Here is a 12,562-nt window from a genome sequence, read left to right as displayed (position 1 = left end):
GTGCCTCCCTCTCGTCTCACCACCGTCACGGACTCCACCGCGGTGCCTGCCGGGGCGTTCACGGATATGGACGAGCACGTGAACGGGATGGCGGCGGAGCTCGCGGTGCCGGCCGAAGCCGCGGCCGGCAGGCACGCCGCCGCCAGCGGCACTCCGGCCGCGAAGATGGCTAGAAGGCGTTTCATGACGTTCCTCTCGCTGAAATACCGAATCGTCAGCTGATGCGGTGCGTCTCACTGTCGTCCGCTGCCGGCACCGGCACATCAGTCAGTTGACGCTCAGCATCGGCGAGCCGCTCCGGGCGCACGTCACACACGTCGCGGCGCAGGTCAGCGGTCGCATAGGGGGACCTGTGCGCAGCTCGCGGCCCACGGCTGGGCGGTCCGCCCGTACTCACGTCACACACTGAAGAGTTGAATGGCTTAACGCACAGGCGCGCACAGGCGCGCACCCGGCGCCACGCAAGGCCAGGCACCCCGCCGAACAGCGCCGTTGTGCTGCTGAACGACGGTTCCGCCGGGCTCCTCGTGACTGACCGTCAAGTGACCGATGTGGCCGCGGCCCTTCTCGGACGACAGTGATGGCATCAGGTCCACCACCTTGGTCTGAAGCCTCCTGAAAGGGGAAATGTCGTGGTCAGCATCAAGGGCGTACGCAGCTGGCGGCTCATGTTGGGCGCCCTGTCGACGGTCGCGATCGGTCTCCTCACCATCACCATCGCCGCCACGCCCGCCCTCGCGGCGGGCAAGCCCGCCAAGCCGACCATCGTGCTGGAGCACGGCGCCTTCGCCGACGCCTCCAGCTGGAACGCGGTGATCGAAGAGCTGCGCGCGGACGGCTACCCCGTCGTCGCCGCGGCCAACCCGCTGCGCGGACCGGCCAAGGACGCGGCCGCACTCCGCAGCGTCCTCGACCACGTCGCCGGACCCAAGATCCTCGTCGGGCACTCCTACGGCGGCTCGGTCATCAGCGTCGCCGGCGCGAACGACCCCCAGGTCAAGGCCCTCGTGTACATCGCCGCCTTCCTGCCCGCCCTCGGCGAGACCGCCCTGGAGCTGACGAACAAGTACCCCGGCTCCACCCTCCCCGCCACCCTCGACCCCACCCCCTTCGCCCTCCCCGACGGCACCACCGGAACCGACCTGTACATCAAGCCCGGCAAGTTCCACCACCAGTTCGCCGCCGACGTACCGGCCGGCACCGCGGCCCTCATGGCCGCCACCCAGCGGCCCATCGCCCAGTCCGCCCTGGAGGAGAAGACCGAGGCCGCCGCCTGGAAGGACAAGCCCACCTGGGCCATCATCACGACCCAGGACCTCAACATCCCCGCCGCAGTCCAGCGCTACATGGCCAAGCGCGCCCACGCGCACTCCGTCGAAGTACGCGCCTCCCACTCCGTCGCCGTCTCCCAGCCCAAGACAGTGGCCGGCGTCATCGAGAAGGCCGCACGCGCCACCCGATAGCCCCACGACCAGAAAGAAAGATCACGACCATGGACATGAAGCTCGAAGTCGTCGTCCTGCCCGTATCCGACGCCGACCGCGCCAAGGACTTCTACACCCGGCAGCTCGGCTTCCGCCTCGACGCGGACCTCCCCATCAACGACGGTTACCGGATCATTCAGGTCACTCCACCCGGTTCGGCCTGCTCGATCATCTTCGGCGACGGCCTCACCGACGCCGAACCCGGCACGGTCCAGGGACTGCACCTGATCGTGTCCGACATCGAGCAGGCCCACAAGGAACTGGCGGGCCTCGGCGTCGACGTCACCGGCCCGTTCCACGACGCCACCGGCGCCTTCCACCAGGCCGGCGAGACCGGCCGCATCATGGGCCCGCACCCGCAGCGTGCCAGCTACGGCTCCTTCGCCTCGTTCGACGACCCCGATGGCAACCGCTGGTTCCTGCAGGAGATCACCCAACGGCTGCCCGGCCGCTGACCAAGGGCATCCCCAAGACACGGCCACACCACGGAGGACCAGTGACCACCGAAGACACCCGTACCTATGACGTGATCGGGGCCGGTCCGGTCGGTGAGAACGTCGCCGACCGGACCACCGCCGCCGGCCTGAGCACCGTCATCGTGGAAAGCGAACTCGTCGGCGGCGAATGCTCCTACTGGGCGTGCGAACCGAGCAAAGCCCTGCTGCGGCCCGCACTCCTGCGTGCCGACGCCGGCCGAGTGCCCGGCCTCGACCCGGCCGCAGCCTGACCGCTGGACACCGCCGCCGTACTGGCGCACCCGGTTCGGCGTGACCGTCGCCACCGCTGCCCGTACGGGCGGCGAGGTCCGCGTCACCCTTTCCGACGGCGGCCGGCTCACTACGGATGAGATCCTCTTCGCCACCGGCCGCGCACCCCGCACCGGCGACATCGGCCTCGAGACCGTCGGCCTGCCCCCCGGGGACTGGCTTTACCACCGACGATACCCTCACCGTCACCGCCGCCCCCGGCGACTGGCTCCGGGACCCAGCGCAGCCAAGGGTTTCTGTAGCACATGAAGAGATTCGTGTCGTATTGCGAATATTCTGAGCCGTAAGTGCTACTTTGATGAGACATTTAGAGAGAATATCGATCACAAAGGAAACATCCATGGCCAAGACATGGCTCATCACCGGAGCATCACGCGGCTTCGGACGTCGCCTCACCGAAGCCGTCCTCGAAGCAGGCGACCAGGTCATCGCCACCGCACGCAGCCCCAAGCAGCTCGACGACCTGGTGGCCCGCCACGGCGACCGGATACGAGCGGTCGAACTCGACGTCACCGACGCCGCCGCGGCCTCCCGGGCGGTCAAGGAGGCCACCCACACCTTCGGCGGCCTCGACGTGGTCGTCAACAACGCCGGCTACGGCAACAGCGCGCCGATCGAAGAGATGGCCGAAGACGACTTCCGCGCCCAGATCGAAACCAACCTCTTCGGCGTCGTGAACGTCACACGGGCCGCCCTGCCCGTCCTGCGCACCCAGCGTTCAGGAGTCTTCGTACAGTTCTCCTCCATCGGAGGACGCGTCGGCGGCACCCCCGGAATGGGCGCGTACCAGACCGCGAAGTTCGCCGTCGAAGGCTTCTCCGAAGTCCTCGCCAACGAAGTCGCACCCTTCGACATCAAGGTCATCATCGTCGAACCGGGCGCGTTCCGCACCGACTGGCAAGGCTCCTCCATGGAGATCCACCCCGTCGGGCCCGACTACGAGCAGACCGTGGGCGCCATCCACCGCTACCGACGCGACACCGACGGCACCCAGCCCGGCGACCCGGCCCGCGCCGCCAAGATCATCATCGACGTCGTCCGCGATGACGACCCACCCCGTCGACTCCTCCTTGGCAGCGACGCCGTTGCCTCCGCCCAGAAAGCCGCCGAGATCCGCGCCGCGGAAACCGAGAAATGGGCCGACGTCAGCCGCTCGGCCGACTACCCCACCGACGAACGCTAGCCACCGCGAGGAGCCCCCGATGAACCGTGTGGATGGAGATCGCCCTCGAACGCCTTCGACGGCTGACACTCCCTGCCGGCTGGGAGACCGTACGGTCCGGGCGGCGTGCGCGGACGGTCGGACCGCCCGCGGCGCCGTGGATCAAGACCGTCTGGCCGGCAGCGAGGCGGCCGTGGTCGAACAGGCCCTCCCACGCGGTCAGCCCTGAGATCGGCAGCGCGGCGGCCATGGTGTGGTCGACGCCAGCCGGCAGCGGCGCGAGGTTGCGGGCCTCCACTGCCACGTACTCGGCCAGCGTGCCGTTGCGGGTCGGGTCGGTATACCCGAACACCCGCTGGCCGACGGTCAGGCCAGTGGTTCCGTACCCCAACTCGGCGACGACACCCGACATGTCATGCCCAGGCACACTTGGCGTCCGGTCGCGGCCCGCGCGGTCGGTCCACGTTCCCGGCCAGTCGAGCTCGCCGCGGGTGAACCCCGCAGCATGCACCCGCACGATGACGTCGTTCTCGGCGGCGTGGGGGTATGGCTCCTCCGTCAGGGAAAGCCCGGCCACACCGGCGGCGCGGTCTCGGACGGTGATGGCTTGCATGGCATGTCCTCGCCAGTGGTGAAGATATCGAGCAGGACGAACGTACCCGCCTGTGCAGGGATTTGATCCGTGCGAACTCGCTGCCGCGAGTCGCCGGGTAGCACGGCGACGTCCCGCCCGCTACCGTCATTACCAGGCCGCACTCGCCGCGCGAGCAAGCCACTACGGGAAACGCTGGCTCCGGACTTCGAGACCACGCGGTTCCAGGCCGGACCCCGCACCGAGCTGCACAACTGCTACCCGGAGCTCTACGAGGCATCCACGGTCAAGGTGCTGCGCGAGCTGTACGGCAACGACTACGTGACGCTGTTCCGGGCCGGCTACACGGCCTCGCCGTCCATCCTGCACGGCTTCTGGGGCGCCGACGCAGGCACCAATTTCGAGGGGCTGCGGTTGAGCCTGCGCCGGGTCTGAACTCCTGGCTGTCCGGTCACCCGGTGTGGGGTACGGACACCGGCGGCTTAAACCGGGCGCCCCGCCAACCGCAGAGCCCATACGGCGGGCGCCTGGTGACCCAGAGCACCACGACCGCCGCGCGGCCATACCGATGCCAAGCGGTGTACGGCCCAGCGAACCTGCACGTTCGGGCGCAAGGAACGCCACCTTATCTTCCGGTGGCGGGGCGGCAGGGACGCGCTACACGTCCCGCGCGGGCGCGCAGGTCGTCGTGCCGGCGCAGGTCGTGCGTGACGGCGGCCGGATCGTGGTGCTGGCTGCGGGGGCCCGCGGCCGTACACGAAGCCGGAGCGGTGGCTAAAGAAGCTTGTCCAGGGTGATGGGGAGGTCGCGGACGCGTTTGCCGGTGGCGTTGTAGATCGCGTTGGCCACGGCACCCGCGGCTCCGACGATGCCGAATTCGCCGATGCCTCGGGCGCCGAGGTCGCTCAGCAACGTGTCCGGATAATTTAGGAACTCGACGTCTATATCAGGAATGTCGGCGTTTATGGGGACCAGGTAGTCGGCCATCGTGGCGTTCCCGAAACGGCCCGTCTCCGGCTCGACGCGCAGGTCCTCCAGGAGTGCCTGCCCGATTCCCATGATGACGCCGCCGGCGATCTGGCTACGGGCCGTCTTGGCGTTGACGATCGTGCCCGCGTCCACGACGCAGAGCCACCGCGAGACACGCGGCTCTCCGGTCCATCGGTTGACCCGCACCTCACAGAAGTGCGCGCCGAAGGACCTGAAGGCGTGGTCCCGCACGGGGCTGCGGGGCGAGGTCGCGGTGGCCTCGACGGCGGGCACGTCAAGGAGCGTCAGCAGGTCGCCGAACGGCATCGCCCGGCCGCCACCCCTGATCTCGCCGTTCGAGAACGTGACCTCCTGACCCTTGAACGGCGACTTGTCGTGTTCTGTCGCCAGCTTGACCATCGCCGCCTTGGTGGCGTCGGTGGCGAGCTGTACGGCCGGCCCGTTGGTGGAGGTCGACCCGGAACCGCCCGCGTTGGCCGCCGGTGGCGTGGCGGAGTCGCCGAGTTGGGGAAGGACCCGGGCGACCGGGATTCCCAGGCCGTCGGCGGTGAGGATGGCGAAGACCGTGGACTGTCCGGTGCCGAGGTCGGCCCCGGTGCCGGACACCACCGCCCGGCCGTCGTCGCGCAGCCGTACCTTGATCGATGCCTCGCCCCTCGATGCGCCGTAGGTCGCCGTCGCCATGCCCAGGCCGACCACCCAGTCGCCATCGGTCACGGTGCCGGGCTTCGAACTCCGCCGCGACCAGCCGAACCGCTCCGCGCCCAGCGTGTAGCACTCCTGTAGATGCTTGCTGGACCAGGGCAGCTTGTCGGAAGGCCTGATCGGGGTGTCGTTCTTCCTGCGCAGCTCGAGCGGGTCCATGCCGAGCTTGTCGGCCAGCTCGTCCATGGCGCTCTCTAGCGCGAAGGAGCCGTTGGACTCCTGGGGCGCCCGCATGATGGTCGTGACCGGCACGTCCAGCGTGACGACCTTCCTGCTCACGTGGAGGTTGGCGGAGCCGTACAGGGCGAGAGAGAGGTTGGCGACCGGTTCGTAGAAGTTGTTCGAGGCCGACTTGCCGGAGACGCCATCGTTCTTGACGGCGACGAGCGTGCCGTCCCGGGCGGCGCCGAGCGAGACGGTCTGGCTGCTGGGCGGCCGGTGCCCGACCACGCTGTACACCTGCTCGCGGGTGAGGACGGTCTTGACCGGGCGGCCGAGAGCGCGCGCCGCCGCCGCGGTCAGCGGGGTGTGCGCCCACATGCCCCATTTGTTGCCGAAGCCGCCGCCGACGTACGGGTTGATGACGTGGATCTTCGCGGCCTCGATGCCGAGCGTCTCGGTCAGGCGGTCCACGACCAGCCGTACGCCCTGGGTCGCGGTGTAGATCGTGAGCTGGTCCGCGGTCCAGAACGCCGTCGTGGCGTGGGGTTCCATCGCGACGTGGGTCTCGGCGGGCGTGCTGTACGTCGCGGTGACGGTGACGTCGCCGGCCGCCAGCGCCTCGTCGATGGAGGTGACCCCGGGGGCCAGCACGTCCACGACGGATGTGCCGCTCGGCGGCGGGGTGGCGCTCGGCATGCCGTCCGTGAAGGACGCGCGGGGCGGCTGGGCGCTGTACTGGGTGATCACCAGCGCCGCGGCATCCCTGGCCTGCTCGAACGTCTCCGCCACGACCAGCCCGATGGCCTGGCCGTAGTAGCGGACGTCGGTGTTCTGTAGCGGCGGTGTGAGCTCGGCGTTCTCCTCCTTGGCATAGCGGTAGAGCTTGAGCGGGTCGAACGGCGTGTAGATCGCGAGCACTCCCGGAGCCTTCGCCGCCTGGCCTGTGTCCATGCCAAGGATGGAGCCACGCGCGATCGTGCTGGTCAGCAGGTAGCCGTAGGCGAGCCGGTCGGGGTGGTGGTCGGCGGCGTAGACCGCCGCGCCGGTGACCTTGAGCGGCCCGTCCTCCCTGTCCACCGATCTGCCCACCGATCTCATCGTGAGCCTGCCACCTCCGTCAGGGCGCGCAGGATCGTGCGCTGCACCAGTTTCACCTTGAAGGCGTTGCCTGCCAGGGGACGCGCGCCCTCCGCGGCGAGCGCGGCCGCCTGCTCGAAGCTCTGCCCGGCACGCAGGGCCGCCTCGACGGTGGGCAGCCGCCAGGGCACGGTCCCCACACCGCCGACCGCGATCCGCGCGTCGCGCACCGCGCCGCCGTGGAGGTCGACCGCGACGGCGGCCGAGGCCAGCGCGAACTCGTACGACTGCCGGTCACGGACCTTTACGTAGGTCGAGTGCCTGGCCCACTTGAGGCGCGGCACGATCACCTCCGTGATGATCTCACCCGGCCGCAGCCGGTTCTCCACGTTGGGGGTGTCGCCGGGCAGCAGGTAGAAATCAGCCAGCCGTACCGATCGCTCCCCATCGCGGCCGCGCAGCCGTACGGAGGCGTCCAGCGCGACCAAAGCCACCGCGACGTCGCTGGCGTGGGTGGCGGCGCAGGAGGCGCTCGTGCCCAGTACGGCGTGGCCCCGGTTGTCGCCGGTCTGTGCCGGGCATCCGCTGCCGGGGTTGCGTTTGTTGCACGACGTCGCCACGTCGCGGAAGTAGCCGCACCGGGTCCGCTGCATGAGGTTGCCGCCGATGCTGGCCATGTTGCGTATCTGCGGCGAGGCGCTGAGGAGCAGCGCACGTGAGATGAGCGGGTACTGGGCGGCGACGGCGCCGTGGCGGGCGACGTCGTCCATCCGTTCGAGCGCGCCGATGCGCAGGCCGTTGGGTCCGAGCCTGATCCCTCGCAGCGGGAGGTGGTTGATGTCGATGACGTGTTCGGGCGCGAGCACACTGAGCTTCATCAGGTCGACCAGCGTGGTGCCGCCCGCGAGGAAGGCCGATCCGTCCCCCGCCAGGCGGAGGGCGTCGGCGATGTCGCGCGGAGCGGCGAAGTCGAAGGCGCGCATCAGGATCTCGCCTTCTTCACGGCCTCGACGATGTTCGGGTACGCCCCGCAGCGGCAGATGTTGCCCGACATGGCCTCCCGGATCTCCTCGTCGCTCTTCGCGTGCCCCTCGCGCAGGACGGCCACCGCCGACATGATCTGTCCCGGGGTGCAGAACCCGCACTGGAAGCCGTCGCAGTCGATGAACGCCTGCTGCACCGGGTGAATCCGGTCGCCCTTGGCCAGGCCCTCGATGGTGGTGAGCCGCTTGCCGTCCATCGTGGCCACGAGCGTCAGGCACGACAGCACCCGCCTACCGTCCACGTGCACGGTGCACGCCCCGCATTGGCCGCGGTCGCAGCCCTTTTTCGTGCCGGTCAACCCCAGCCGTTCCCGCAGCGCGTCGAGCAGTGTGATCCGCGGGTCGACGCGGAGCCGCTCGCTCTTCCCGTTCACCGTGAACGCGACCTCTACCAGGCCGTCCGCGTCCGGGGGGCTCGGTTGGGCGTCTGGGGGACTTAGCTGGACGGACGCGGGCACCGCCATCCCGACCGAGGCTACGGCGGCCTGCGCGAAGAACCCCCGCCGGGATAGATCACCGCTATTCATACCGCCGAAAGTAAAATCTGTTTATCCGTCCGTCAAGCGATACATCGGATGAATGGGGCACAGGCGCCGCCCCACGAGCTATGTATCGCCCGTCGCCATCTGTAGTCGCGGTCCACGCCCAGGCGCTCGGTGGTGACCCGCTGGGTGAGGGGCATGGTCCCGACCCGACGAGCAGGAGACGAGGGCCAGCTCGATCGCGGGCCAGGCTTTGCGGTAGAAGGTGAGCGGGCTGACCTTGCCGACGTAAGGCGAGCAGCAGGGGGTAGCTCACCGGGAGCACCAGCAGGCGTCTCCTCCTACACGGCCATGGCTCTGGTCGGCGGCGGCAGCTCTCCCGAGCCGCGGACGACGAGCTCGACCGGCACGGTCACGCGCCGCCTCGGACGCGCCGGATCCCGCATTCGGGCGAGCAGGAGTTCCACCGCCGCGCTGCCGAGGCGCCCGACGTCGTAGCGCACCACCGTGGCCCCCGGCGTGAACGCTCCCGCCATCTCGAAATCGTCGAAGCCGACGAACGCCGGCCGGGGACCCGGATGGTCACGCAGGGCCTGAATGAGGCCCATCGCGGCACGGTTGTTGGTGGCGAAGAACGCGGTCGGCGGGTCGGGCAGCGCGAGCAGCCGCAGCACCTCGTGCTCGACCCGCCAGGGCTCGAACACTCCGGTCACGCACAGCGCCGGGTCCACGGCGACCCCGGCGGCACGCAGCGCCGTACGGTGCCCCTCGGCCCTGGCGTGCACCGAGCTCAACGGGTCGCTGTCCGAGATGAGCGCGATACGCCGGTGGCCGTACGCGAGCAGGTGCTCGGTGGCGATCCGGCCGCCCGAGTCGGCGTCGAGCAGCACGGCGTCCACGTCCGCCAGCCCTTCGGGCACCCGGTCGACGTAGACCGCGGTGAGCCCGCTCGCGAGGTACTCTCCCAGCCAGCCGTGGTCCCCGGCGGTCGGGACGATGACCATGGCGTCCACCCCGCGGCCGTACATCGTGTCGATGAGCATGACCTCGCGGTCGGCCCGCTCCTCGTAGCTGCCGAACATCACCAGGGCGTCGTGTGCCGCGGCGGCCGACTCCACGGCCTTGGCGAGGCGTGAGTAGAACTCGTTGGAGATGTTCTCGATCACCAGGCCCAGGGTGAGGACCGATTCGCCGCGCGCGAGCCGACTGGCGGCCTCGTTGCGGCGGAACCCCAGCGTCGTGATCGATTCCTGGACGCGTCGCACCAGGTCCTGCCGTACGTGGGGCTCCTGGTTCACCACCCGGGAGACCGTCTTGAGGCTGACCCCCGCATGCCGGGCGACATCGGCCATCGTGGTCCTGCGGCGGCTCATCCTCACCTCTCACCCACCGGGCGATCAATCCAGAACATGTTGTACCTTGCGCAGTCATGTACGAACACATCGACGACAGCTGGATTTGCGGCCGGTACGGCGAGGACGAGCCCTGGACGCTGGGCGCGGTCAACCCGCCGGTCTTCGAGAACTCCCTGTTCACCTTTCCCACGGCGCGCGCGCTGTCGGAGGCCCTGACGGCCGAGGACGAGAACTACGTCTACTCGCGTGGCACGAACCCCACGGTGGACCTCCTCCAGCGCAAGCTCGCCGCGCTCGAGCGGGCGGAGCGGGCCAAGTGTTTCGGCTCCGGCATGGGTGCCATCTCGGCCACGATCTCCTCGCTGGTCTCCGCCGGCGACCATGTGATCGTGCTCGGGGCGGTCTATGGGCCGACCACCCAGTTCCTCCGTTACCTGGAGAAATTCGGGGTGTCGCATACGACTGTGCACGCGGACAATCCTGCCGAGCTTGATAGCGTTGTCAAGCAAAGCAGCCGCATGCTCTACTTGGAATCACCGTCGTACATGCGTTACGGCATCATCGACATCCGGGCCTTCGCCACATGGGCGCGTGACCGGGGCCTGACCACGGTGATGGACAACACCTGGGCGACTCCGATCTTCCAGAAGCCTCTGACCATGGGGGTCGACCTGGTCGTGCACTCCCTGTCCAAGTACATCGGCGGCCACAGCGACCTCGTCGGCGGCGTCGTGGCAGGTCCCGCACGCCTCGTCCGGCCTCTCGCGCTGACCGAGTACCAGCTTTACGGCGCGGCCCTGTCGGCCCACGAGGCGGGCAAGGCGATCAGAGGGCTGCGGACGCTGCCGGTCCGCATGCAGGCACACCAGGAACGCGGGCTCAAGGTCGCGGAGTTCCTGGTCAAGCACCCGGCGATCCGGACGGTGAACCACCCGGGCCTTCCCGGCCATCCGCAGCACGAGCTCGCACTGGCGCAGATGACAGGCTTCTCCAGCGTGTTCAGCTTCGAGATGGACACCGACGATCTCGCCGAGGTGGGCCGGTTCGTGGACGCGCTGCGGCACTTCCGCATCGGCGTGTCGTGGGGCGGGCACGAGAGCCTGGTGAACGCCCCGGCGCTCACCACGGAGGAGTCTGTGCGCGCGACCATGGGGATTCCGGTGGGGCTGGTCCGCCTCTCGGTGGGTCTGGAGGACGCCGGCACGCTGATCGCCGATCTCGCGGACGCTCTGAAGACATCTTGACGAGGCACGCATGGCACCGTGTAGCATCCCCGTCATTCACCGTTGTGACAGCGCTGTCAGAGGCATCGGCCCCCCACCCAAAGAACCGACCCCTGAGCATGAGAACCCCCCTAGCCTCGCCGCCCTGCTGGCCGGCGTGCTGACCATGACCTGGAAGGAAATATGAGCAACACAGTCACGCGTCCCCGCTTCGCGGGCGCCGTCGCCGTGGCGGCCGGTATCGCCGTACTCACAGCGTGCTCGTCGCCCGCTCCGTCGGGTGGTGCGTCCGCAGCCTCCTGTGAGCCCGCGAAGGGCAAAGTCACCCTTCAGTACTGGAACTACGTTCCGGGCATGGACAAGGTCGTCGACCTGTGGAACAAGAAGAACCCGAACATCGAGGTTCAGACGAAGGACATCTCCAACGACGCGTCCGGCACCATCAGCAACGCCCTCAAGGCGGGCAAGGCGCCGGAACTGGCTCAGGTCGGCTACGACCAGCTTCCGTACCTGCGCACCCAGGACGCCTTCCTGGACGTTTCGGCATGCGCGGACGCCACCGCGGCCAAGTCAAAGTTCGTGCCGTGGACCTGGTCGCACAGCAGCTTCGGCGGCACCGGCGTGTTCGCCTTCCCGCAGGACACCGGCCCGATGGCCCTCTTCGTGCGCGGCGACATCTTCGCCAAGCACGGCGTCGAGATCCCGAAGACCTGGGATGAGTACGCAGCGGCCGCGCAGAAACTGCACGACGCGGACCCTGACCTCAGCATCACGATCTTCAACCGGAACACCGCGTGGTTCTATGGACTCCTCTGGCAGAACAACGCCAAAATGTACAACTACTCTGGCGACAAATGGCACGTCACAGTCGATTCCGACCAGAGCAAGCAGGTCGCCGAGTACTGGCAGAAGCTGATCGACGCCAAGCTCGTTCGCACCGACCTGACCCAAGATTCGACCCCGATGTTCGCCGCGTACCAGAAGAACCAGATCGCCAGCTACATCGGCGCCGCCTGGGGCTACAGCGTCCTGCGCGACAACCTGCCCGACCTGGCCGGCAAGTGGTCGGTCGTCCCGCTGCCGACATGGGGTTCGAGCGCCGCGTCCGGCAACTGGGGCGGATCCAGCGTTGCGTTCATGAAGGGCAACACGCACCTGTACGAGTCGGTCAAGTTCAACACCTGGCTGAACACCGACCCCGAAGCCCTCGCACTGGAGAACAAGCTGGGCGGCCTCTACCCGGCAGCCATCGACGGTTTGAAGCTTCCCGCGCTCTCGCAGGGCGTCCCGTACTACAAGAACGAGAAGATCTTCGACGTCTTCGCCGACTCGTCCAAGAACGTCGACACCAGCTTCACCTGGGGTCCCACCCAGCAGACGGTGGACCAGGCGCTTCACGATGCGACGGCCAAGGCGATAGCCGGCGACGGCAAGCTCACCGACGCGCTCTCGGCCGCCCAGGCATCCGCGCTGAAGTCGATGAAGGATCAGGCAATCCCGGCTGTGGCAGGCGACTGATC

Annotated in this window: 13 protein-coding genes; 8 read left to right on the top strand and 5 right to left on the bottom strand. The window is 68.6% G+C overall.

Annotated features, from left to right (window positions below):
* From ABH927_RS23895 to ABH927_RS23875, 5 genes are all read left to right on the top strand, one after another.
* Nucleotides 1-222, top strand: coding sequence for a hypothetical protein (locus ABH927_RS23895; RefSeq protein WP_370024652.1), 222 nt, complete (start codon nt 1-3; stop codon nt 220-222).
* A gap of 410 nt (nt 223-632) precedes the next feature.
* Nucleotides 633-1,463: an alpha/beta fold hydrolase gene (locus ABH927_RS23890; RefSeq protein ID WP_370024650.1), complete on the top strand. Its 831-nt coding sequence runs from the start codon at nt 633-635 to the stop codon at nt 1,461-1,463.
* Nucleotides 1,464-1,498: 35 nt separating this feature from the next.
* Entirely contained in the window at nt 1,499-1,939 is a 441-nt protein-coding gene (locus ABH927_RS23885; RefSeq protein WP_370024648.1) for a VOC family protein, read from the top strand.
* 41 nt (nt 1,940-1,980) lie between these two features.
* On the top strand, nt 1,981-2,211 hold the full coding sequence (locus tag ABH927_RS23880; RefSeq protein WP_370024646.1) for a hypothetical protein: 231 nt from the start codon (nt 1,981-1,983) through the stop codon (nt 2,209-2,211).
* Nucleotides 2,212-2,591: 380 nt separating this feature from the next.
* On the top strand, nt 2,592-3,434 hold the full coding sequence (locus ABH927_RS23875) for an oxidoreductase (protein ID WP_370024644.1): 843 nt from the start codon (nt 2,592-2,594) through the stop codon (nt 3,432-3,434).
* On the opposite strand, the gene ABH927_RS23870 is transcribed toward ABH927_RS23875, so the two are convergent.
* Entirely contained in the window at nt 3,397-4,026 is a 630-nt protein-coding gene (locus tag ABH927_RS23870) for an NADP-dependent oxidoreductase (protein ID WP_370024642.1), read from the bottom strand. The genes ABH927_RS23875 and ABH927_RS23870 overlap by 38 nt on opposite strands.
* Nucleotides 4,027-4,095: 69 nt before the next feature.
* Here ABH927_RS23870 and ABH927_RS23865 point away from each other — a divergent pair, with 69 nt between their 5' ends.
* On the top strand, nt 4,096-4,440 hold the full coding sequence (locus ABH927_RS23865; protein ID WP_370024640.1) for a hypothetical protein: 345 nt from the start codon (nt 4,096-4,098) through the stop codon (nt 4,438-4,440).
* Between the two features lie 339 nt (nt 4,441-4,779).
* Here the strand turns inward: ABH927_RS23865 and ABH927_RS23860 are convergent, their stop codons facing one another.
* The 4 genes from ABH927_RS23860 to ABH927_RS23845 all read right to left on the bottom strand — a co-directional run bounded on the left by ABH927_RS23860 (nt 4,780) and on the right by ABH927_RS23845 (nt 9,837).
* Nucleotides 4,780-6,951, bottom strand: coding sequence for a xanthine dehydrogenase family protein molybdopterin-binding subunit (locus ABH927_RS23860; protein WP_370024638.1), 2,172 nt, complete (start codon nt 6,949-6,951; stop codon nt 4,780-4,782).
* A gap of 5 nt (nt 6,952-6,956) precedes the next feature.
* On the bottom strand, nt 6,957-7,922 hold the full coding sequence (locus ABH927_RS23855) for a xanthine dehydrogenase family protein subunit M (RefSeq protein WP_370024636.1): 966 nt from the start codon (nt 7,920-7,922) through the stop codon (nt 6,957-6,959).
* The gene (locus ABH927_RS23850) at nt 7,922-8,509 is read right to left on the bottom strand and encodes a (2Fe-2S)-binding protein (protein WP_370024634.1); all 588 of its coding nucleotides are present in this window, start codon (nt 8,507-8,509) and stop codon (nt 7,922-7,924) included. The genes ABH927_RS23855 and ABH927_RS23850 overlap by 1 nt, the downstream gene beginning before the upstream one ends.
* Before the next feature lie 296 nt (nt 8,510-8,805).
* Complete coding sequence (locus ABH927_RS23845; protein WP_370024632.1) at nt 8,806-9,837, bottom strand: LacI family DNA-binding transcriptional regulator; 1,032 nt, start codon at nt 9,835-9,837, stop codon at nt 8,806-8,808.
* Nucleotides 9,838-9,893: 56 nt separating this feature from the next.
* On the opposite strand from ABH927_RS23845, the gene ABH927_RS23840 reads away from it, so the two are divergent.
* Nucleotides 9,894-11,063, top strand: a complete 1,170-nt coding sequence (locus tag ABH927_RS23840) for a PLP-dependent aspartate aminotransferase family protein (RefSeq protein WP_370024630.1) — start codon at nt 9,894-9,896, stop codon at nt 11,061-11,063.
* 162 nt (nt 11,064-11,225) lie between these two features.
* Nucleotides 11,226-12,560 (top strand): ABC transporter substrate-binding protein, encoded by a 1,335-nt coding sequence (locus tag ABH927_RS23835; RefSeq protein ID WP_370024628.1) that lies wholly within the window; start codon nt 11,226-11,228, stop codon nt 12,558-12,560.
* Nucleotides 12,561-12,562: the final 2 nt, after the last annotated feature.

Origin of the sequence: Planotetraspora sp. GP83, assembly GCF_041262585.1 — a bacterium.
Taxonomy (GTDB): Bacteria; Actinomycetota; Actinomycetes; order Streptosporangiales; family Streptosporangiaceae; genus JAOEGB01.
This window is presented reverse-complemented; position numbering and strand designations above follow the sequence as displayed.

Bases quoted from the DNA above. Each gene is read 5' to 3' on its own strand.
- ABH927_RS23885 (WP_370024648.1), top strand. From the start codon at position 1,499: ATGAAGCTCGAAGTCGTCGTCCTGCCCGTATCCGACGCCGACCGCGCC.
- ABH927_RS23875 (WP_370024644.1), top strand. From the start codon at position 2,592: ATGGCCAAGACATGGCTCATCACCGGAGCATCACGCGGCTTCGGACGT.
- ABH927_RS23870 (WP_370024642.1), bottom strand. From the start codon at position 4,026: ATGCAAGCCATCACCGTCCGAGACCGCGCCGCCGGTGTGGCCGGGCTT.
- ABH927_RS23855 (WP_370024636.1), bottom strand. From the start codon at position 7,922: ATGCGCGCCTTCGACTTCGCCGCTCCGCGCGACATCGCCGACGCCCTC.
- ABH927_RS23850 (WP_370024634.1), bottom strand. From the start codon at position 8,509: ATGAATAGCGGTGATCTATCCCGGCGGGGGTTCTTCGCGCAGGCCGCC.
- ABH927_RS23845 (WP_370024632.1), bottom strand. From the start codon at position 9,837: ATGAGCCGCCGCAGGACCACGATGGCCGATGTCGCCCGGCATGCGGGG.
- ABH927_RS23840 (WP_370024630.1), top strand. From the start codon at position 9,894: ATGTACGAACACATCGACGACAGCTGGATTTGCGGCCGGTACGGCGAG.
- ABH927_RS23835 (WP_370024628.1), top strand. From the start codon at position 11,226: ATGAGCAACACAGTCACGCGTCCCCGCTTCGCGGGCGCCGTCGCCGTG.